This is a genomic window from Methanobrevibacter sp., assembly GCF_045646045.1.
Classification (GTDB): Archaea; Methanobacteriota; Methanobacteria; order Methanobacteriales; family Methanobacteriaceae; genus Methanocatella.
This window is the reverse complement of record NZ_JAZRJY010000026.1, coordinates 1-21,887: the sequence shown is the minus strand read 5'-3', so window position 1 is coordinate 21,887 and position 21,887 is coordinate 1. Positions and strand designations below refer to the sequence as shown.

At 31.7% G+C, this 21,887-nt stretch carries 22 protein-coding genes; 19 read left to right on the top strand and 3 right to left on the bottom strand.

Translation table 11 applies throughout. From position 1 onward, the window contains the following. Window positions 1-8 precede the first annotated feature (8 nt). A complete protein-coding gene (locus ACKI5C_RS01630; protein WP_407431373.1) occupies window positions 9-722 on the bottom strand; it encodes a PD-(D/E)XK nuclease family protein in 714 nt (237 codons plus the stop codon). Between the two features lie 87 nt (window positions 723-809). Between ACKI5C_RS01630 and mtnA the strand changes: the two genes are divergently transcribed. The 7 genes from mtnA to ACKI5C_RS01595 all read left to right on the top strand — a co-directional run bounded on the left by mtnA (window position 810) and on the right by ACKI5C_RS01595 (window position 10,640). Next, the gene (gene mtnA, locus ACKI5C_RS01625; RefSeq protein ID WP_407431371.1) at window positions 810-1,739 is read left to right on the top strand and encodes an S-methyl-5-thioribose-1-phosphate isomerase; all 930 of its coding nucleotides are present in this window, start codon (window positions 810-812) and stop codon (window positions 1,737-1,739) included. Window positions 1,740-2,108: 369 nt separating this feature from the next. Further along, window positions 2,109-3,446 (top strand): type I glutamate--ammonia ligase, encoded by a 1,338-nt coding sequence (glnA, locus tag ACKI5C_RS01620; protein ID WP_407431369.1) that lies wholly within the window; start codon window positions 2,109-2,111, stop codon window positions 3,444-3,446. 303 nt (window positions 3,447-3,749) lie between these two features. Then, window positions 3,750-4,667 carry a glutamine amidotransferase gene (locus ACKI5C_RS01615; protein ID WP_407431367.1) on the top strand — a complete coding sequence of 306 codons (918 nt, stop codon included), beginning with the start codon at window positions 3,750-3,752 and terminating at the stop codon, window positions 4,665-4,667. A gap of 15 nt (window positions 4,668-4,682) precedes the next feature. Further along, complete coding sequence (locus ACKI5C_RS01610; RefSeq protein ID WP_407431365.1) at window positions 4,683-5,336, top strand: tributyrin esterase; 654 nt, start codon at window positions 4,683-4,685, stop codon at window positions 5,334-5,336. A gap of 11 nt (window positions 5,337-5,347) precedes the next feature. Continuing rightward, window positions 5,348-6,421, top strand: coding sequence for a Coenzyme F420 hydrogenase/dehydrogenase, beta subunit C-terminal domain (locus tag ACKI5C_RS01605; RefSeq protein WP_407431363.1), 1,074 nt, complete (start codon window positions 5,348-5,350; stop codon window positions 6,419-6,421). After that, complete coding sequence (locus ACKI5C_RS01600) at window positions 6,422-7,909, top strand: glutamate synthase-related protein (protein ID WP_407431361.1); 1,488 nt, start codon at window positions 6,422-6,424, stop codon at window positions 7,907-7,909. Window positions 7,910-7,994: 85 nt separating this feature from the next. Then, the gene (locus ACKI5C_RS01595) at window positions 7,995-10,640 is read left to right on the top strand and encodes a PEP/pyruvate-binding domain-containing protein (RefSeq protein ID WP_407431359.1); all 2,646 of its coding nucleotides are present in this window, start codon (window positions 7,995-7,997) and stop codon (window positions 10,638-10,640) included. A gap of 220 nt (window positions 10,641-10,860) precedes the next feature. Here the strand turns inward: ACKI5C_RS01595 and ACKI5C_RS01590 are convergent, their stop codons facing one another. After that, on the bottom strand, window positions 10,861-11,862 hold the full coding sequence (locus tag ACKI5C_RS01590; RefSeq protein WP_407431357.1) for a class I SAM-dependent methyltransferase: 1,002 nt from the start codon (window positions 11,860-11,862) through the stop codon (window positions 10,861-10,863). A 38-nt stretch (window positions 11,863-11,900) separates the two neighbouring features. On the opposite strand from ACKI5C_RS01590, the gene dph5 reads away from it, so the two are divergent. From dph5 to ACKI5C_RS01565, 5 genes are all read left to right on the top strand, one after another. Continuing rightward, on the top strand, window positions 11,901-12,692 hold the full coding sequence (dph5, locus tag ACKI5C_RS01585) for a diphthine synthase (protein WP_407431355.1): 792 nt from the start codon (window positions 11,901-11,903) through the stop codon (window positions 12,690-12,692). A gap of 571 nt (window positions 12,693-13,263) precedes the next feature. After that, on the top strand, window positions 13,264-13,428 hold the full coding sequence (locus ACKI5C_RS01580; RefSeq protein WP_407431353.1) for a hypothetical protein: 165 nt from the start codon (window positions 13,264-13,266) through the stop codon (window positions 13,426-13,428). Between the two features lie 8 nt (window positions 13,429-13,436). Continuing rightward, complete coding sequence (locus ACKI5C_RS01575; protein WP_407431351.1) at window positions 13,437-14,030, top strand: zinc ribbon domain-containing protein; 594 nt, start codon at window positions 13,437-13,439, stop codon at window positions 14,028-14,030. Between the two features lie 392 nt (window positions 14,031-14,422). Next, window positions 14,423-15,382, top strand: a complete 960-nt coding sequence (locus tag ACKI5C_RS01570) for a hypothetical protein (RefSeq protein WP_407431349.1) — start codon at window positions 14,423-14,425, stop codon at window positions 15,380-15,382. After that, window positions 15,383-15,808: a hypothetical protein gene (locus ACKI5C_RS01565; protein ID WP_407431347.1), complete on the top strand. Its 426-nt coding sequence runs from the start codon at window positions 15,383-15,385 to the stop codon at window positions 15,806-15,808. Here ACKI5C_RS01565 and ACKI5C_RS01560 read toward each other — a convergent pair. Beyond that, window positions 15,800-16,543: an archaeosine tRNA-ribosyltransferase gene (locus ACKI5C_RS01560; RefSeq protein ID WP_407431345.1), complete on the bottom strand. Its 744-nt coding sequence runs from the start codon at window positions 16,541-16,543 to the stop codon at window positions 15,800-15,802. The genes ACKI5C_RS01565 and ACKI5C_RS01560 overlap by 9 nt on opposite strands. Window positions 16,544-16,751: 208 nt before the next feature. Between ACKI5C_RS01560 and hdrC the strand changes: the two genes are divergently transcribed. The 7 genes from hdrC to ACKI5C_RS01525 all read left to right on the top strand — a co-directional run bounded on the left by hdrC (window position 16,752) and on the right by ACKI5C_RS01525 (window position 21,743). Beyond that, window positions 16,752-17,756 (top strand): CoB--CoM heterodisulfide reductase subunit C, encoded by a 1,005-nt coding sequence (gene hdrC, locus ACKI5C_RS01555; protein ID WP_407431343.1) that lies wholly within the window; start codon window positions 16,752-16,754, stop codon window positions 17,754-17,756. Window positions 17,757-17,778: 22 nt separating this feature from the next. Then, entirely contained in the window at window positions 17,779-18,675 is an 897-nt protein-coding gene (hdrB, locus tag ACKI5C_RS01550) for a CoB--CoM heterodisulfide reductase subunit B (RefSeq protein WP_407431341.1), read from the top strand. 196 nt (window positions 18,676-18,871) lie between these two features. Further along, window positions 18,872-19,138, top strand: a complete 267-nt coding sequence (locus ACKI5C_RS01545; protein ID WP_296798340.1) for a DUF749 domain-containing protein — start codon at window positions 18,872-18,874, stop codon at window positions 19,136-19,138. Further along, window positions 19,135-19,662 (top strand): DUF2096 domain-containing protein, encoded by a 528-nt coding sequence (locus ACKI5C_RS01540; protein WP_407431339.1) that lies wholly within the window; start codon window positions 19,135-19,137, stop codon window positions 19,660-19,662. The genes ACKI5C_RS01545 and ACKI5C_RS01540 overlap by 4 nt, the downstream gene beginning before the upstream one ends. A gap of 12 nt (window positions 19,663-19,674) precedes the next feature. Further along, window positions 19,675-20,364: a metallophosphoesterase gene (locus ACKI5C_RS01535; RefSeq protein WP_407431337.1), complete on the top strand. Its 690-nt coding sequence runs from the start codon at window positions 19,675-19,677 to the stop codon at window positions 20,362-20,364. Between the two features lie 97 nt (window positions 20,365-20,461). Then, a complete protein-coding gene (locus ACKI5C_RS01530) occupies window positions 20,462-21,352 on the top strand; it encodes a 2-phosphoglycerate kinase (protein ID WP_407431335.1) in 891 nt (296 codons plus the stop codon). A gap of 1 nt (window position 21,353) precedes the next feature. Further along, entirely contained in the window at window positions 21,354-21,743 is a 390-nt protein-coding gene (locus tag ACKI5C_RS01525; protein ID WP_407431333.1) for a CBS domain-containing protein, read from the top strand. Window positions 21,744-21,887: the final 144 nt, after the last annotated feature.

Below are 21,887 nucleotides of genomic sequence, written 5' to 3'. Positions count from 1 at the left end.
TCTTTTTTTTAATCTCTATCGTTAAAGCAGATATCTGAATATGTGCAGTATCTACATAAAAATTGTTCTTTTTTAGGAAATTTTCTGGCATTTATATTTTCTCTGACTTTGTATAATGTATCAAGGCCATCATTTAATTCCTGATTGCAAATATATTTCCTTTTATTGTCTTCATCTTTAAATTCCAATAATCTTAATTTCTTGTCTTTTGTAAAAAATATTCCTGCACTTATTACGGGCTTATTATAATTGCTTTCGACAAGCATTTTATAATATCCAAGTTCCAATCTGCATTTGCTAAAAGATGATGATGATCCAGTTTTATAATCAATAACCACCAGTTCTCCTTCAGGATTTTCTAAAATAATGTCTGTAATTCCACTAAAATTGTGAGTATCATCGGTCAGATATTCTTCCTGGCTGAAAACTTTATAATCATTTTCTATAAATGCTTTTTCAAAAAAAGAAGCCAAACTATCCAAATGAACATCAATATCGTTAATATTCATGTTTTTTTGTTTAGCTATTAAATCAAGATAATATCTCGGATTTTCCTGGGGATTATCACCGTAAATTTTAACATAATCTTCAGCTATTGAATGAACATTGCTTCCCAGTTCCATATATTCATTTGGGGGCATTTCAATTTCATCAATATACTGGTATTTAAATTCACGCGGGCATTTGAGATAGCTATTGATTTTTGACTTTGATAACTTCATGATTTTAATTTATACTTATTAAAATAAATATTCTTTTGTATAGTGTAAGATTAAATTTTTATATTATTTTAAATTAAATTATTATCTATGAGAACTATTGAATGGGAAGATAATAAATTAAAATTAATTGATCAGACTAAACTTCCGGATGAATTAACTTATGTTTATTGTGAAAATTACCGGGAAGTTATTGTAGCAATCAAGGACATGATTGTTAGGGGCGCACCGGCCATAGGTGTTGCAGCAGGATTTGGAATGGCTTTAGCTTATTTGAATGATGAAGATTTGGATAAGGCTGCAGAAGAAATTAAAGCTGCAAGACCAACTGCAATTAATCTGTTCTGGGCAGTGGATAGGGTATTAAATAGTGATAATCCATTAGAAGAAGCATTAAAAATGTATCAGGAAGATATTGATACTAACATGGCTATTGGAAAATATGGTTCTGAGATTATTGATGATGGAGATACTGTTTTAACTCATTGTAATGCTGGAGCACTGGCATGTGTTGATTATGGAACTGCATTGGGTGTTTTTAGAGCAGCCCGTGATGCAGGTAAAAATATTAATGTAATCTGTGATGAAACAAGACCTAGGGGTCAGGGAGCCAGTTTAAGTGTTTGGGAAATGCAGCAGGAAAATATTCCGGTTAAATTAATTCCGGATGTCGCCTCAGGATTTTTAATGTCACAGGGAAAAATTGATAAAGTTGTTATTGGTGCTGATAGAATAGCTAAAGGTGGTGTTGTCAATAAAATCGGTTCATTTATGGTTGCAATGGCTGCCAAACAACATGATGTCCCATTTTATGTGGCCGCTCCATTATCCACATTTGATATGGAAGCATCTATCTTTGATACTATCATTGAAGAGAGGGACGGTGATGAAGTAAGATATTACGGCGGAGCCAGAATATGTCCTGAAGGTACTGAAGTGATAAATCCGGCATTTGATATTACTCCTAGTGAATTTATTACTGGTATCATTACTGAAAATGGTATTATAGACCCAATTTAGTTTTTTTGTGTTAATGTTGGATTTCAACAAATTAAATGGTGCTAAACATATCATTGTTTAGATGCCATGGTTTTTATTTTTTAAATTCTTTTTATCTTAATTTAATATTCTTTTTTTTCATTTATTTGACTTTAAATTCATACAAATAGCTATTTTTGAGTAATATTATTTAATAATTTATGTTCAATTTTTGTTCAATTTTCATGTTCTATTCAAAATATTTATATATTAATACTAATAAATTATTTAATCGGAAGGAACATTCCTTCCGACTATATATTATTGTTATATTCATTTAGTCGAAAGGCTTTTCCAAGTTCCATATTATTCAGATTATGGGTAATATAGTTAAAAAAATGATGTGAAAAAATGTCAGCAAAAGATAATAAATTAGACCAAATTATAAAGACCGTTGAGGTAAATGATATAAAATTTTTGAAATTAGAATTTTCAGATATACATGGATTACCAAAAAGCATGGCAGTCCCTCTTAAAAAAGCAAATGATATTGAAGATATAGTAAATGACGGATTATTATTTGACGGATCATCAGTAGCAGGATTAGCTTCAATTAATGATAGTGATTTACTTGCAAAACCGGATATTGACACATTTTCAACAATTCCATGGAGACCTGAATCAAAAGGTACAAGTAGGTTTATATGTGATATTTTCACTACCGATGGAAAACCATATGATGGAGACCCAAGGGGAGTACTTAAAAAATCTTTACAATTAGCAGAAAAAAGAGGATACCAATTTAATATGGGTCCGGAACCAGAATTCTTTATTATAAAAGAGGATGAAGACGGAAATTACATCCCTGCAGATGAAGCAGAATACTTTGATGTAGAACCATTAGACCAAGGTACTGATATTAGAAGAGAAATTGTATTAGGTTTAGAAAAATTAGACTTTAATGTTGAAGTAAGCCACCATGAAGTCGCAGCAGGTCAGCATGAAGTGGACTTCAAATATGCGGATGCTTTAAAAACAGCTGATGCAGTTATTACATTTAAAGAAGCTGTTAAAGCATTAGTTAATCAATTAGGTTTTAAAGCAACATTCATGCCAAAACCATTCTTGGGAATTAATGGTAGTGGAATGCACTGTAATCAGAGTTTATTTAAAAATGGAGAAAATATTTTCTATGACCCGGACACTGAAACTCAAATATCACAGGATGCATTATACTTCATTGGAGGATTATTGGAACATGCACCAGCATTATCATCAATTTTATCACCAACAGTCAACTCCTATAAACGTTTAGTACCAGGTTATGAAGCTCCATGTTACATCGCTTATGGTTTCAAAAACAGGTCAACATTATTAAGGATTCCTGCATCTCGTGGATTAGGTACCAGAATTGAGTGCAGATCAGCTGATCCATCATGTAACCCATACTTAGCATTTGCAGTATTGCTTGAAGCTGGTTTAGATGGTATGGATAATAAAATCGACCCTGGTGAACCTACAGAAGAAAACTTGTTTGCATACAGTGAAGATGAAATTATGCAAAAAGGAATTTGCAGTTTACCAACCAGTTTATGGGAAGCATATCATTCATTAGAGGAAGATGAAGTAATTAAAAATGCTCTTGGTGAAAAAGTATTTAATCAATTCTATAACATCAAAAGAGCAGAATGGGATTCTTATAGAATACAAGTATTCGATTATGAAAGAGATGAGTATTTAAACGTATAAATTATTTCTTTATTGGTAGTTTAATTTAAATTATTCTACCAATTGATTTTAGTTTTTCGGAGGTGTAAATTGAGGAGTCGGGTATTTAATTATTATTTTAAGGCATATGGTAATTTTAGTATAGGCATATAGGAAATTTAAAATTAAAATCTCATGATTATTATTTTAAGGCATATGGTAATTTTAGGATTTTATAAAGGCATATGAAGAATTAAAACTAGGATTAAGTTAAGTTAATGGTTGGGTTTGTTTCATTAACTTAAATATGTGTATTAACCGTTTATTTTATTTGGAGGTAGAAAAATGTGTGGAATAGCAGGTGTAATATACAAAGATAAAAAAACTCACCCCGTAGGAGAGGCATTAACAGCAATGTTGGAATCATTACAACATAGAGGTCCGGATTCAGCAGGTTATGCAATCTACGGCAGTTTGAATTTTCCTGATAATTATTATCAATTAAATGTTGAAGTAAAAAGAAAAAGAGGTGTATTAGACAATTTAAAATCATTATTAACCCAGGTAAGTCCAATATTTGAAGAACAATTAATTGAGTCTGTAGGGGACTCTGATGTATATAAATGTAAAATATTGTTGGATGAGTATTCTCTTTTGCCGCCATTCATAGGAGAAATTGATGAATTGGAAAATGTAAGGGTTATCAACGGTTCACATTCCTTTGAAATGATAAAAGACACTGGAAAAGTAAAAGACATTGCAGAACGTTTTGATGTTCAAAACAGGATGGGAACACATGGAATAGGACATACCCGTTTTGCTACGGAAAGTGGTGTAGACCGTTATCATGCACATCCTTATCAGAGTTACATAATACCTGATATAACTGTAGTGCATAATGGCCAAATCACCAATTACTGGAAAATAAGAGATCCATTGGAGAGAAAAGGACATACTTTTGAATCATTTAATGATACTGAATGTATTGTTCATTACATGGCAGATAAACTCAATCAGGGTTACAAATTAGAAGAAGCTTTGGATCAAGCAGTAATTGATTTGGATGGTCCATTTTCAATATTGGTGGGGACTCCTAATGGTATTGGTATTGCAAAGGATAAACTTGGTCTCAGACCTGGGGTAATGGTTGAAACTGATGAAATTTTTGCTATTGCTTCAGAAGAAATGGCATTGCATGATGTCATCGATTCTAATAAAATAGAACAAATCGCTCCTGGTGAAACAAGGGCTTATACGATTTAATGGGGAGTTTTGTCTATGAAAGAATATGTTATCGATGCAAAATACATGGATGAAAAAGAATTAAATCGTACCGTAAAAGAACTGGCTATATCTCATGATAAACTCATTATTGACAATCCTGAGTCTAAACACAATATCTGTGCCGGTTTGACTGAAGATGTGGACATAGAGATTAATGGTTCTGCAGGTTATTTTGTTGGAACAATGGTTAACGGACCAAGAATACACATCAATGGAAATGCCGGATGGTTTGCTGGAGATAATATGACTGAAGGTGAATTGATTATTGAAGGTACAGCCGGTGATGGTGCAGGACAGGGAATCTATGGTGGAACTGTAATAGTAAAAGGAAGTACCGGTTCAAGAACTGGAGAAATCATGAAAGGCGGAACAGTAATAATCGGCGGAAATAGCGGATTCATGACTGGACTGCTTATGATGGGTGGTAAACTCATAATTTTGGGTGATGTGACTGATGATGTCGGCGAATCAATTATGAGAGGAAGCATATTTGTTCTTGGAAATGTGAAAAGTTTAGGAAAAAATGCTGTTATGGAAGAATGCACACCTGAAGATCAAAAAGAGCTTAAAGAAATTTTAACTGAATATGGCTTTGAACTGACGGATACGGATTATACGAATTTTAAAAAAATTGTTAATATACAATAGGGGCTAAAAAAATGAGCGAACATAGAATAGCTATGGTTGGAACACCATGTGAAATTATGGCAGCATCCAAACTGCAATATTATACGGACAGCTCTATTGATGTTAAACTGGGCTTATTTTGTATGGAGAATTTTTCATATAAATACTTTGTACATCTTTTGGAAGAGTATGACTTAAAAATGGATGATATTGAAAAATTCCAGGTAGATAAGGGATTTGTATTTTTATTATTAAAAAATAGACAAAGCGTTAAAATACCTTTATCTGTAGCTAAAAGGATTATTAGAAAAAACTGTAATATTTGTGTTGAATTAACATCAGAAACTTCTGATATTTCAATAGGTTCTATCGGATCAGAAAATGGTTGGTCAACATTAATAATAAGAACTAAAAAAGGTGAAGAAATAGTTGATGGAGCAATAAAAGAAAAATTCATTGAAGCTAAAGATTTTACCGAATCACAATTTGATTTGCTAAATAAACTAGCCGAAAATAAAATTAATAAAAATCTGGAACATATAGAAAGAAGAGAATTTCTGGCCAGACCTGTCTTATATCAAAGGAAAAAATCAGATAATGGTATTGATGAGGAAATTTCAGTATCTAACTTCTCAGATTTAAAATCAAATGTTATAGATATTGGAGCATGTGTGCTCTGTGGAGCATGTGAATATGCATGTCCGGATAATTTAATTATAATTGATGATACAAAACCAAGAATGAAAGGCGAATGCCCTCCTGACTGTCATGCATGCTTTGCGGTTTGTCCTAGGACTTTCATACCTGAAGATTTACGAAATGACAATTCAAAGGCAATTGGTGACTTCATAAAAGTATTGTCAGTTAAATCTTTAAAACACACTCAGGGACAAGACGGATCCATTGTTACAACATTAATTGACTATTTATTGACTAAAGATATTGTAACGGATGCACTTATTGTTGATAAAAAAGATGACCTTGCCTGGAAACCTTACGCAAAATTAACAAACCAGATTGATGATGTTGTTAAATCCGGAGGAACAAAATATTCAGTCTGTCCTGTTTTCAAACCGTTAAAAAATATAAAAGAGGAGGGTAATTAAATGTCATTTACTGTTGAAAGAAAACTGGAAATATGTAAACAGAATAATGATAGGCCTGGCTGCTGCTGGTATTTGTGTGATAATCCTAAAAAATCATCATGTAAAAACTGTTATAGCTGTTATTCAAATTGCCCTCACGGAGTTTATGAAGTAATTAATGATGAACCGCTACCAATTCACCAGGAAAATTGTGTAGGATGTAAAATCTGTGAAGAAATGTGTCCAACACATGCAATATATGTCAGACCTCTTGTTGATGAAGGCAGAGGAATATGGTCAAATTCAACAATGGTGGAAATTAAACGTAAAAGTCAAAGTGGAGTATATAAAGTCCGTGGTTGTGGTTTAACCAGAAAAATCCCATCATTCGATGATTTAAGTTTACTGCCGGCACAGGTGTCAAGACCTCCAATAGATTCATACAGAGAAACATGTAAAACTTCAGTAGTGCTTGGGGATAGATTTGCAGAAAATCCTATAGAAATTGATACTCCTATCATGATTGGAGCAATGTCTTTTGGTGCATTAAGTAAAGAAGCTAAAATTGCATTAGCTATTGGAAGCAGTAAAGTGGGTACAATAACCAATACTGGTGAAGGAGGAATGCTTCCTGAAGAAAGAAAATATGCTGATAAATTAATCGCACAGTATGCATCAGGCCGTTTTGGAGTTTCAGCAAGCTATTTAAACAATGCAGAAGCTGTTGAAATTAAAATTGGTCAGGGTGCAAAATCAGGTATGGGCGGACATTTGCTTGCACATAAAGTTACTGCAGAAGTTGCAAGAGTTAGAAATATTCCTGAAGGAACCTCTGCATTAAGTCCTGCTAGACATATGGATATTGTCGGACCTGAAGATTTGGGTATGAAAATTAATCAGTTAAGAGAAATCACTGACTGGAAAGTACCTATTATTGTAAAATTCGCATCAGGAAGAGTTGAACAGGATGTAAAAATTGCAGCAAAAGCCGGTGCAGATATAATTGTGGTTGATGGTATGCAGGGAGGAACCGGTGCTGGACCTGAGGTTGTTACAGAGCATGCCGGAATTCCTACAATAGAAGCAATAGTAAAAGCAGATGATGCTCTTAAAGAAATTAATTTAAGAAGTGAAGTAAGTCTTGTTGCCGCAGGTGGAATAAGATCTGGTGCGGATGTTGCAAAAGCAATAGCTTTAGGTGCAGATGCAGTATATATCGCTACCTCTGCATTAATTTCTGTAGGCTGTAAGGTCTGCCAGTCCTGTTCTGAAGGTATTTGTCCTAAAGGAATCGCAACACAGGAAAGAGCACTTAGAAGAAGACTGGATCCAATAAGAAAAGGTCAGCAGGTTGCAAATTACATAGAGGCAATGACTCAGGAAGTAACGTCTTTAACTCAGCAGGCAGGAAATACAGATATAGAAAATCTTGAACGTCAGGATCTCGTTGCATTGACTATGGAAGCTTCACAATTAACTGGAGTGCCTATGGTGAGCAAAAAATATTAATGATAGTATATGGTGGTTGAATATAAAATTCAAGATAAAATTGGGTTTTTTAAAAAATTAAAAATAAATATTCGGAGATAATATTATGGTCGCATTCGATAGAGTTAAATCTGGAATTCCTGGGCTTGACAAAGCTTTGGATAATATTCGTTTGGGAGATAATGTAGTATGGAATGTTACAAATTTAAATGAATTTTCTTACTTTGTCAATCCTTATGTAAAACAAGCAAAAGAAGATAATCGAAACTTAATATACATTCGATTTGCCAATCATCCTCCATTAATAGAAATGACTGATGAAGATTTTAAATTGCTTGAAATTGAAGAGAATAATCCTGACATGGAGTTTTGTATGATAGAACGTGACGGGATTAAAATATATAAGGTAAATCCGTACAATCAGTTTGAGACATTTACTTTAGAAGTTCACAGAATTATAGAAAAGGAAGGATTCGATGCATTTTATGTTTTTGACTGTTTAAGTGATCTTCAGGCCGTATGGTCAACAGATTTGATGATGGGAAATTTCTTTAAGGTTACCTGTCCATTTTTATTCCAGCTGGATACTGTTGCATATTTCCCAATTATTCGTGGAAGACATTCCTATGATGCTATAGCTAAAATTCGTGAAACTACGCAGTTGTTATTAAATGTATACTCTAATTCTCCTGAGGAGGTTTATGTTTCTCCATTAAAGGTATGGAACAGGTATTCTCAAACCATGTTTTTAGGGCATAAATTTAATCCTAAAATTGGTTCCGTTAAAGTTCTGCAGGAGGGTCAGGAGGTTAGCAGATATTATAAAATTATCAATGACTCCAACAAATCTCCTGACGGACAGACATTGGACAGCTGGGAAAGATATATGCTTCATGTTAGGATGAAGTATGATGAAGGTAAAAACATCGATGATGAGTGCGATAAGATTTGCGAGCTAATGATGACGAAAGATGAAAAAATGCTTTCTAAAATCAAGGAATACTTTAATTTTGAAGATTATATCACAATTTATGACCGTCGTGTAGGTAGTGGACTGGTAGGTGGAAAAACATGCGGTATGCTTTTGGCAAGAAAGATAATTGAAAAAAATTGTCCGGATATATACAATAATATTTTTGAGCCAGATGATTCATTTTATATAGGTTCAGATTTATTTTATACGTATATTGTTTCAAATGGCCTGTGGGATCTTCGTGTAAAACAAAGAACAAAAGAAGGTTATTATAAATATGGAAAAGAGTTGGAAGAGGCTCTTAAAAATGGTACTTTTTCAGATGAAATTAAAAAAGATTTTATCCACATATTAGATTATTTTGGACAAAACCCTATTATTGTCAGGTCAAGTAGTTTCCTTGAGGACGGATACGGAAATGCATTTGCAGGAAAATATGAATCAGTATTTTGTGCAAACAGAGGTTCTCTTGAAGAACGTTTGGCTGCTTTTGAGGAAGCGGTAAAAATAGTATATTCAAGTACTATGAATATTTCTGCTTTAGAATATAGGAAGATAAATGATTTGGACGATACTGATGAGCAAATGGCTCTTTTAGTTCAAAGAGTTTCCGGTTCTTATTATGGGGACTATTTCTTCCCAACCGCTGCAGGTGTAGGATTTTCATACAGTCCATATTCCCCTCTTCCTGATATGGACAACAGCAAGGGTATGCTGAGACTTGTAATGGGTCTTGGTACAAAGGCTGTTGACAGGACAAAAAAAGACTATCCTAGAATTATTAATCTTGATAAGCCTGAAGTAACTTTAATGAAAGACATAAAAGAAAAACACAGATATTCCCAACATTATTTGGATGTAATTGATTTAAAGAATGTTAATTTGCATGATATTCCTGTCGATGAAGGTCTGGATATAATTCCAAGATATTCAAAAAAAGTTTTAGTTGAACATGACCGTGAAGCAGAAAGAATGTTTCGTGAACGTGGCCAGCGCCGTGAAATAGTCTTTGTCAATTGTGAGGGAGTTGTGAAAAATCATGAATTCATTGATGTGATGAAGGAAATTCTAAACACATTGGAAACCGCATATGAATATCCTGTTGATATTGAATATACGGTTAATGTTGGAGAAAATAACTCTTTTAATGTAAACTTATTGCAATGTCGTCCTCTTCAGGTATCAATAAATAATGAAAATATTGAAATGCCGGAAGATAAAAATGTCTTCTTCCATATTAAGGAATCTTCTATGGGTATGTCACGAAAAAATAAGATAGATACAATATGCTATGTCGACCCGCATAAGTATTATGAATATCCATATGCTCAGAAAGGTTCATTGTCCAGAGTAATTAGTGATGTAAATTCCTATTGTAAAGATAATGATAAAACTGCTATTTTAATAGTTCCGGGAAGAATTGGTACGTCTTCTCCGGAATTGGGTATTCCTGTAGTATTTGCAGATATCAGCCATTTTTCCGCAATTTTGGAGGAATCCTATAGTGAAGTTGGTTATATGCCAGAATTGTCTTTTGGAAGCCATATGTTTCAGGACCTGGTAGAGGCGGAAATATACTATGGAGCATTATTTGAAAATGAGAAAAAAATAGAGTTCAACAAAGATATGATGTTTGATCATCCAAATATCTTAAAAGATATAAATCCTAAGTTAAATGAGGAAATATATGATATGGTACATGTTATAGACTTTGATGAGAATAAAGCGGAATTTTATCATGATATGAATAAGGATGAAACAGTCTGTATTTTCAAATAGTTGGTATATGTTTAAATTATAATGAAAAATATTTCATTATTTAGGGCGGAAGGGTGGGACATATGCCTTTTTTATTTGTATTGATTTTTGCAAATAAAAACAAATGTATGACAAAATCCGTGTGATTAATAACCCTATTTGAGTTTTTTTGATTTCATTTTTACAAGAGGGTTATTTTTCACATTTTTTTTTAAATAGCTATTGAAAATGCTGTGATTAATTATTTTGAGGTTATTTTAGCATCTATGGATATATGCCATTCGTTAGGGGATGTTGATTTAACTTTTCTTGTATTGAGTATCTCCACATTTTTATTTTCTTTTGAAGCAGCATCAATTAATCTTCTTTTTCCTTGTTCATATCCATCAGAGAATTCATAATAATTAATTATGCCATCATCTTCAATTAAATTCATTGCAATATCAAGAAAATCATAGGCAAGACCTGGAAGGTTCATAATTATTCTATCGAATTTCATTTTAAATGATGTTGAAACTTCCATCACATCTCCGCATATTGCCTCAATATTTTTGAGTTTGTTGAGTTTTATATTTTCCTTAAAATATTTTATTGCATTTTCATTAATATCTACACCGATAATATTAACATTATTATTTTTAGCTATAACAATTGGAAATGGTCCTATTCCACAAAACATGTCTAAAATATTTTCATTATCACGAACACTGTCACTTACACGTTTTCGCTCTGTTGCAAGTCTTGGGGAAAAGTATACTTCCTTAACATTCAGCTTTAATCTGGCGCCGTGTTCCTTGTGGATTGTTACCGGGTCATCTTCACCTGCAATTAGCTCCAAGTCTCTTATTCTGATTGTGCCATGGACTGCACTTTTTTTCATGTAAATTGCTTTTCTTTTAGTAAAATCAAGGGTTGCTTTTCCAATAATTTTCTTTTTAGGTATTAAATCATCAGGAATTTCCAGAATTACAATATCGCCTATTGTATCAAAGGATGTTTTCAAATTTTCGATTTCTTCAGAGGTCAATTCATCTTCAAGCAGCTCTGAAAAATTATGTGGGTGGGTGTTGAGTTCTTCCAAATCAACATCTACTATTTCATAGTCATCAATATCTTCTTTTATTGGAATATAACCATAATCAGCTTCAGCTTTAATCCTATAATCCATTCTCATTAATTCTTTTGCCATTAATTCTTTTCTTACATCATTAAGCTTTTTTAATGGAACCTTGACTGATTTCATAATAACTTTTTTATGTTTTATTTCATATATATTATATCATGTTTTATTTAGTAGGTTTAGGTTTATTTGATGAAAAAGACATTTCTCTAAAAGGTTTGGAATGTTTAAAAAATGTAGATAAAATTTATGCTGAATTTTTCACTTCCCGTTTATTTGGTTCCAGTTTTGAAAAAATTGAAGAGTTAATCGGTAAAGAAATTGAAGTCCTGGTTAGAAATGAGGTTGAAGAGGAACATAAATTTATTGAGGAAGCTAAAGAATCTGATGTTGCATTAATTACTGGTGGTGATCCTTTGATTGCAACCACTCATAGTGATTTTTTAGTTCAATGTGCTAGAAAAGGAATTGAATATGAGGTTATTCACGGATCATCTATTCTATCTTCAGCACCAGCTATTTCAGGTCTTCAGGGTTATAAATTCGGTAAGGTAACTACAATTCCATTTCCGGATTATAATTTTTATCCAAAATCTCCCTATGTTGCAATTGAAGAAAATTTAAAATCAAACTTACATACCTTAGTTTTATTGGATATTCAGGCCCATAAAGATAGATATATGACTGTTAATGAAGGTTTGGAGTATTTGATGAATATCAAAGAATCTTTGGATTATGATGGGTTAATAACAGAAAATACATTGGCTGTTGGTATTGCACGTGTAGGCTCAAAAGATGTTGTAGTAAAGGCTGGTGAAATATCTGAGCTGATTGATTATGATTTTGGAGGACCTCTTCATTGCATAGTTATTCCTGCAGATTTACATATTGTTGAAGCAGAATATCTTGTTGAAGTTGCAGGAGCAGATTCAAAAATATTGGATGATGTTTAACATTATGAGGGGGGTAAAGTAAAGGAATTTTCCTTTACTCTACTTGATAAACATTCTTTGGAGAAAAAAATATATTTTTCTAATGTTTATTTGATATGATATTAAATTCATATCATATATTATTTTATTTTCTAGATATATAAATTTTTTTTATCATATTTTTTCACATTTTAATAAGATTGAATAAATTTTTCTTTTATATGATATTTTAGTAATATGTTTTAAGTTATATTGGATTTTATATCTATAGTAACTTTATTTATTAAATTGCTTAATATAATTTATATTTAATTTCTTAAATTTTTATTATTTTAATTAAATTATTTTTTTAAAAGGTTTTAAATAATTTGGTGGTGGATTTCGTAAAATTAAATATAAGGGGGGTATGAAGTAGAATTTTTATTGATCTACTTCATTTTATTGGATACAATGATTCATTTTGGAGATTATAAAATGATTGACTGATATCATTGTAGAAATGAATTTCAATTCACATCGTATATTATTATGTTTTACTGATATATAAATCTTTTCAAAAATTATATAAACAACTTAATAACAATCATTATTCATGAGAATATTATATACTTGTCCAAGATGCGTGTCTGTAATGGGTGTAAACCAGTTATGGTGTGAAGGATGCGGATTTCAACTGGATATTGAAGGATATAAAAGTTGGGAAGAAGCAGAGAAGAAAGATAAAGATGATGGCTACGATTGGGATGATGACTTTTAGGTGATAGAATGCCGACATGTCCGAATTGTGGTGAAATTCTTATGACCGGCGACCCTTATTGTACTCATTGCGGTGCTACCATAAGATGGTATGATGATGAGGAGGATGGGGGAGGTCCCAGTGAAGTTGATGTATCCGAATTATTGGGTAATGAAATTCTTGTTGATTTGTATAAACAGGGAATTTTCCTGCCTGAAGTTTTGAACATGAAAAAAGAAGTAAATCAATTTATGGATGAGTTTTCATGCGAATTAATTGGTGCTGAACCTTATAATGGCATAGTTCTTTTTAATTTTTTAAAAGAAGAAAATTACTGGAGTACTATACTTCGAGTAACATATGATCCTAATGCGCCTGTTTGGTTTTTAACTTTTCATGAAGACTTGATTCGAGGAAACTTTGAAAAATTATATGCTGATGAAAAATTTCGCGAATTAATCAGAAAAGAAGAAAAAGAAAGAAACATTAAAGCAGAAAGATGTAAATTATCTTTTTTTAGACCAAATATTTTTGTTGTATCTGTTATATTCGATAAGTGTGAGGCAGAATTGGACTGTGATACAATGTCTTTCATATCCTGGACTGATTATATAATTATTTGAAGTCAATATTATAATAAAATAGTTCTAATTTTGTTCAATTTAACCTTTTAGGATAAATATTATAATTTAACCTTAAAAATAAGCTCATATAACACTGATTAATTTATTTACTAGAAGTATACTAATAATTAACTATGACAAAAAGTAGAAGAGTTACAATTATTGTCAATAATGACGTTGACATGTATTTTCGTAAATTAGCCTCTTCTAAGTTATTGTTCACCAAAGGTTGGTATTCGAAAGCTATTGAAGAAGCTATGGTGTTGTGGATTGAAAATGAGGAGAAGTAATAATAATCTATTAATCTCCTCAAATATTATTTTTTTAAATCATTTTTAGATAAACTATTTAAATTATAAGCTATCTAGATATAAGTAAGTAGGTGTTTGGAAATGGATAGCGAAGAATTTAGAACTGTTCGAGTGTATACTAAAAAGTACACGTCTAAAGATAAAGATGGTAACTCTGTTGAAAAGGAATCTAAACAAAAACAGGTCAGTCTTAAAAAAGAAGATCCTTTTGAAGATAATGACTTGGTTAAAGTTATTCCTAAAGAAGAATATGAAAATCTAATTAACAATGCTTCTGATGTTAATGAGGAGGTATTGGCTGAAAAAGATGCCAAAATAGCTGAATTGCAAGAACAGTTGGATACATTAAAAAGTTCTTTTTTCGATGATGTGGGTTCACTTAAAGATCAGATATCAGATAAGGAAGAATTAATTAAAGCCAAAGACGAAATTCATGAGTTAAATAAAAAGCTTGTCAGTGTGGATGAAGAAAGAGTTGCTATTTTTAAAGAACTAGATTATAAAAATAAAATGATTCTCGCTTATAATGTGGAGTTAAATAAATCCATATTGAATGCCATTAATGTTGTTATTGATGAGGCTCGTGACAATATCAATAGAAGAAATTCTGAACTGATAAGCAATTTGGAAAAATCCATTTCAAAAGCTAAACAAGAGGTAAATGAAAAGAATAAAGCTATAGCATATGATATAAATAGCACTATTGATGACATGAACGAACAGATTAGAAACACAAGCACCCTTAAAATGATACTCAACAAGAAAAAAATTAATTTAAGAGTACCTACTGACGATTTACTTAAACCTTTTGAATTTGACTTTGATGCTCAACAAATGCTTTCGGGTCAGGCATTGGAATTGGATGCCGGTGAAATATTAAAAGAAGTAATGCCTAAGCTTCCGGAACCATTTTCCAAATATATTGATACGTTGGAAGATGAGGATGCTCCGGATACTATTGAGATTAATTCTTCAAAAGATGATGATTCAAAAGAAGATTCTGAGACTGTAGATATTGATTCTTCAAAAGAGGATGAGTAAATGGAAACGAAACTGTTCCAATCAGGCAATGTCAGTTTTGAATATATAGACACTTGGGAAGTTGAAAAAGCAGATACCTTTTCCAATCCTGATTGCATTGCTACATTGTCCAAGGGGGAATTAAATCTTTTAAATGTTGTTGCTTTTCCAACAGAAACTAATCTAGATAGCTATAAGGAATTCATGGAAAAATGCATAGTTGATGATGGTGGGATAATTTTAGAATCTGATTTTACACAAATCGCTTCAATGGATGCAATCCGTCTTCATGGAAATATCAAGACTCCTGAAATAACTTTTGATATTCATACTTTTGTATTTATAGAAAAAGGTAATATCTATATTTTTGAATTGAGAACTGCAGAATATTCTTCTATAACTATAAAAGAATATTATAATTTAGTTTCTTCATTAAAATTAGAATAATTGGTTATATTCTAAAATAAAATCCATATATTTTTTATCCAATATTTTTAATGTAGAAATGTTTTGCGGAGAGGTAGTTGAGCGCTCTTCGACCAGATTTCTTAAGGAATTATTTTCCATATGTGTCTGTATCTCACGAATGACAAATTCCAAACACTCAATATTTTTTTCTTCCAATTTTTCCTGTGTTATTCCATCAAATAATTTGTATGTATTCAAGTCATATGCTTTTGTTGGAGTTTGCAGTACATTTAAATGACTATAATAATTACTTGCATCAGTTAAAAATCCATCAATTCCCATATATGCTAAAATTGGCATGAATGAAGCTTCCGCAAAAGTAAATATCAGCATGCTTGTAGGATGCGCATTTTTTCTTAAATTTACGATTATGTCAACCAATTCTCTAGGGTTTGTTAGAAGTTCGTCTCCATTTGCAATGATAAATACATTATATCCTATTTCTTCAAGCTGTTTTAAACATTCAATTCTCAGATTAATGTATTTTGATCCCTGTATCACAGCAGCATCGCATTTATCAACATTTTCACGAGCAAGCTTTATGCTTTCATTAAGGTTAAATTTGGCTATTTCCTTATCGATGTTATATGCTGAACCTTCTGATGGTGAAATTTTCAAATCATTTTTGTAAAATAATTTTGGAGTTTTATTTTCATCTAGTTTTCCAATCCTTCCAGGTCCGTCATGTGATTTTATTTCGAATTTTTTTATCATTTAATTCTTCCCTTTTTCTATTGGTTATCCATTTGTATATTATTATTTATTAAATTATTAAATTTTAGGTTATCCTAAAAAAATATTTTAGTGTAACCTTTTTGATTACACTTTCAAAAAATTTAGTAAGCTTTATATAGGATTTTCAGATAAATTATAATTAAGGATTCGAGGAAATATTCCTATGAAAATCCGAGGTGTGTTTTCAATGTCTATTATAAATCGTCTTAAATCCTTATTCAAAGAAGAAAAGGATGTAATAGAAAAGGACACTGAAGAAAAAATTTCTAACAGTGTCGATGAAACATCTTCAGATTTTAATGATCCGATAGTTTCTGGAACTAAAATAACGGTATCACGTGAGGCCAGTGTTTCTAAAGATTCAGAAAGCGGAACTATAGAATTAAAATTCAAAAAAGATGTTCATACAATTGAGGAAGAAAGTGTTGAAGAAGATCTTCCTGCAATAGAAGAAGACAAAGCTTCTAATGATGAAGAAATTCCTGAGGTAGAAGAGGCTCCTGTGGAAGAATCTTTAGATGTTGAAGAAAATACTTCTTCAGAAGAGGAAGATATTGACACTGATGATGAAGTCGAATCAGTTGAGAAAGCTGACGACGAAGAAAAAGATCAAAAAGATAAAAAGAGAGATAATATGACTTTATTGACTGATAAAGAATTATTAACAGATGCAAATCGTGACCCAGAATTTACTGCTGAGTTTATTGATGCAGGAATTGAAACTGTTAAACACTGTTTCCAATGTGGTACTTGTGGTGGAGGATGTCCTTCAGGAAGAAGAACTCCTTATAAAGTAAGACAAATTGTCAGAAAATGTTTACTCGGATTAAAAGAAGAAGTAATCTCTGATGACGCATTATGGATGTGTACTACCTGTTACACTTGCCAAGAAAGATGTCCTAGAAGCGTAAAAATTGTGGAAATTATCAAAAAAGCACGTAACGTTGCTGCTCACGCTGGATACATGGCAAAACCACACAAAATGACAGGTGTATTTGTAATTAACACAGGTCATGCTGTACCAATTAACGATGCTGCTAAAGCATTAAGAACTCAAATTGGTCTTTCCGAAGTACCTGCAACTACTCATGCTGATGCTGGAGCATTAGAAGAAGTACAAAAATTATGTAAAATTACCGCATTTGATGAATTAATCGGTTACGATGAAGCAACCGGCGGATTAAAAGAATAATTTAATTTAGGAGAGTTTTAGTATGGAAATCGCATATTTCTTAGGTTGTATCATGCCTAACCGTTATCCTGGTATTGAAAAAGCAACCCGTATATTATTTGACGCATTAGATATTGAATTAAAAGATATGGAAGGAGCTTCCTGTTGTCCTGCTCCTGGTGTATTCGGTTCTTTCGATGAAGAAACCTGGGCTACTATTGCTGCACGTAATTTAACTCTTGCAGAAGACATGGGTGCTGACATCATGACCGAATGTAACGGATGTTTTGGTTCATTATTTGAAGCTAACCACATGTTAAAAGATGACGAAGACAAAAGAGCTAAAATTAATGCAAACTTAGCTGAAATCGGTAAAGAATTCAAAGGAACTACTAACGTTAAACATTTAGCACAAATCTTAAGAGATGACGTTGGATACGAAAAATTAGCATCCCTCATTGAAAAACCTTTAGATTTAAATGTTGCTGTTCACTACGGATGCCACTTCTTAAAACCTACTGCTGAAATCGGTATTGAAGATCAAGCTGAAAACCCAGCTATTTTAGATGACCTTGTAGAAATCACTGGTGCAAAATCCATTGACTACAAAGACAAAATGATGTGCTGTGGTGCTGGTGGAGGTTTAAGAGCTAGAGATTTAGATGTTACTGCAAGTTACACTAAAGAAAAACTCGACCACATGTCCGAAGCTGGCGTAGATGCTATTATCGATGTATGTCCATTCTGTCACATGCAATTTGACCAAGGTCAAACTGAAGTTAACGAAAGATATGGAACTGACTTCGCAATCCCTGTATTCCACTTAGCTCAATTATACGGATTAGCTATGGGATTAAGTGCTGAAGAATTAACTTTAACCGCACAAAAAATCGATGCTGCACCTGCTTTAGCTAAAGCTTTAGGTGAAAATGCTAAATAAGTTTAAGGATTAATTCCTTATTCTTTTTTTTATTTTTTAGGCATTGAAAACACATTTCGGATTAATTGTTACATCAAAGTAACAATTTTTTTTTAAAATTTTATTTTGTTTGATTGAATACGAATAATTTTCAATTAATTTTATATATAATAAATTTAAAAAATTTAAATGTTATATAAATATTTGAGGTAATAATATGTTTGTAGCAACTTTAGATGGAATATTTAGATATGAAGACCTTCCAGAAGAATATGAGCCTTATGTTCAATTTAAAGCAACAATTGATAAAAGGGAACTCAAACCTGATGATGAATTGGCTATTTTAAACATTGCGGGTACTTCAACTCATCATGTATTATTCTTAGATTCATATAAAAATACTAGAGAAATCGAAAAAGAATTAAAAGAAGCTGATGCTAAAATCAACCACACTACTTTAAAAATTATAGGTGGACACTTATGAGTTTACCGTCTGAACAAAATTGGTTAGTTCTTTATAATTTAATTACGGATTTAAGTAAAAAGGGATATGAAATTCCTTCAGGAATTAACCCTGAGATGGGAATAATCAGATCATCTATTAGTTCATATAAAAAAGATCCATCCCATCCAGATTTAATTAATGGTTTTGCAAAAGCAGAGATGTCTTTAAGTACTATACAAGGAACAATATTAACAATTGCAGAAGAAGAAGGAGAAGAATACACTGAGTTTTGGCTTGATTTATTTAAAAGAGCTATGAAGGGTGAAGAAATGTTCGAATTTCCAAAATCCCGTTCAACATTCTTGCCGAATACTCCTCCAGGATTAACAACTGGAAGAATAAATTTAAAAGTTCCATTAGCAGAAGAAAGAGTTCAGGAAATTGCCGAATGGCATGGTCTTATAATAGAATTTGATGATGATGTTACTGTTGCACTTCATGGAGATAAACCTGATTTGCAAATTGGTTTAAGAGAAATGGGTTCTTTCTTTTTAGAAGAATAGTGGGTAGATAATATGAAAATTTTAGCTATTAGTGACGTTCATGGTGAAGATAACGAAAATTTATATAAATATTTAGATAATAATGATATTGATTTAGTTATAATAACCGGTGATATTACAAATTTCGGTCCTTTGGAATTTGTCGGTGAATTCATTGGCAAAATATTTGAATATGATTGTGATGTAATAGCAATTCCAGGAAATTGTGACCCTGCAGGAATTTGTAATGCTATCGGCGAATCTGGTGCATTTTGTTTACATAATGAAATTATTGGTTATGGAGATGCTATTTTATTCGGATATGGTGGTTCCAACCCTACACCATTCAATACTCCTGGTGAAATCGATGATTTAAAAATATATGGTGATGTTTTTGAATTAATGGCCAACTATGATTATGTTTACAATAAGGAGATTCCTAAAGTAAGAATTCTTGTTACTCATGCTCCACCTTTCAATACAGATGCAGATTTGACTGCAGGTGGTGACCATGTTGGAAGTTCAGGAATTTTAAAATCAATTCATGAATTTGAACCTGAAATTAATATCTGTGGACACATTCATGAAGCAAAATCCCTTAGTAAAATTGGTAAAACTACTGATGTAGCAAATCCTGGTATGTTAAAAGATAATGGTGCAGTTTTAATCGATATTACTGATGGGTCAACTTATGATATTAGTATTATTCAATTAGATGAATAATCTATTTTTTTCTCTTTTTTTTAAAAAATTAAATAACAAATTTTATTTATTATTATTTTAAAATATTTTTTTAACGAATATTTTATTATGGGATATTATGATTTGGGTTGTTGGAAATGTTGATGGTAATTCGTATAAAGAACCTTTTTCAAAAGGGGTTTTAGCCCGTTCATTAAGAGTTTCAAATCTAAGTTTAGATGAATCATATGAAATTGCTAGTGATATTGAAAATAAACTCATTGAAAAAAAAGTTACTGAAATAACAGTTAATGAATTAGCAGATTTTGTAGCAAAACATTTAATGGAGATGGATCCTTCCATTTCTGTTAAATATGAAAGATGGAGGGATGTTAGGAAGTCTGATGAACCGTTAATTATATTAATTGGTGGTGCTTCTGGTGTTGGAACCTCTTCAATGGCTTTTGAACTTGCTAATCGTTTAGGTTTAAAAAATATTATAAGTACAGATATGATACGTGAAGTAATGCGTAAAATCGTTTCCAAAGAATTAAATCCCGTTATTCATAAATCCAGTTTTGATGCATATGAAAGTATCAGAACTCCAGCAATTCGTGTTGATGCAGTAATTGAAGGTTTTATTAGTCATGTTGATGTTGTTAATGTTGGTATTGAAGCTATCATTGAAAGATCCATAAAAGAGGGTATTAGTGTTATTATAGAAGGAGTCCATATAGTTCCGGGATTCATACGTGAGGATTTAATTAACAAAAGTAATGCAATCATGTTTACATTAATAGTTGAAGATGAAGAAACCCATAAACAAAGGTTTTACACTCGTTGCCGACAACCTTGGGTAAAAAGGTCTCTTGACCATTATATGGAAAATTTTAATGCTATCAGGAAAACACAGGATTTTTTAATTGATCAGGCTAATATTCATGGAACTCCGGTTATTAATAATATAGATTTTAGAAATACGATTGATTTGATGGTAAATGAAATTATTGAACAATTTGGAGGTGAATAAGATGACAGCAAGGAAGGTATCTGAAATAATGACTAGTGATGTTATTACAACCACTCCAGATATTGATGTTGTATATGCATTTGAAAAGTTAATGGAACATAAAATAAGTTCTCTGCCTGTTGTTGAGGATGATAAATTAGTTGGTATTATTACTGCAACAGATGTTGGCCATAATCTGATATTGGATAAATATGAATTAGGAACTAAAGTGGAAGAAATTATGGTTAAAGATGTTATTACAATATCTCCTGAAGATAGCTTGGAAACTGCTATTAAAGTAATGAAAGAGGCTATTTCGGGTTCTGGAATTTTAAATCAATTGCCTATTGTTGAAGGTGATAAATTGGTTGGAATTATTTCTGATGGGGATATTATTCAAGAGGTATTTTAATATTATCCTCTTTTATTAATTTTTTTTTAATTTAACCAATTTTTTATTAGTTACTGTAAACCAGATTTTTTTCTAGTAATGAATTATTAGTATTTTTTATATTTTTTATTAGAAATTTTAGTTTTTATTATTGGATTTTATTTT